This window comes from Flavivirga aquimarina (assembly GCF_030540835.1).
GTDB classification, from domain to species: Bacteria; Bacteroidota; Bacteroidia; order Flavobacteriales; family Flavobacteriaceae; genus Flavivirga; species Flavivirga aquimarina.
Genome location: NZ_JAUOEK010000011.1, coordinates 1 through 500 on the forward strand (window position 1 = coordinate 1; position 500 = coordinate 500).

General features: G+C 50.4%; 1 protein-coding gene. It reads left to right on the forward strand.

The genetic code is table 11. From position 1 onward, the window contains the following. The coding region (locus Q4Q35_RS00125) for a TRAP transporter large permease subunit (RefSeq protein ID WP_303275887.1) at positions 1-500 on the forward strand (500 nt) is incomplete at both ends.

Below are 500 nucleotides of genomic sequence, written 5' to 3' on the forward strand. Positions count from 1 at the left end.
GCCGGAGAGATCATGAAACGAGGCGGAATAGCCAACCGTTTGATCAACTTTGCCAAATCATTGGTGGCGAGCCTCCCGGGCGGTCTGGCCTACGTAAACGTATTGGCCTCGATGCTCTTCGGAGCCATATCCGGATCCGCGATAGCAGCAACCTCTGCCATAGGAAGTATCATGACCGATAGGATGGAAGAAGAAGGGTACCCAAGAGAGTTCAGCGCTTCAGTAAACATTACCTCCTCGACAACCGGACTACTTATCCCCCCAAGCAACATACTAATCGTATACGCCCTGGCAAGTGGCGGTACAGCCTCGGTAGCGGCCCTGTTCATAGCAGGTTACCTCCCAGGCGTACTATTAGGCCTGGCCCTTATGGGGTACATCGCCTATGTGGCCATAAAGAGAAAGTTCTCAAAAGAAAAACGATCGACCCTAAAAGAGATCTGGACACACTTTAGAAAAGCCTTTTTCAGTTTACTGTTATTAGTGATCGTAGTAGGCGG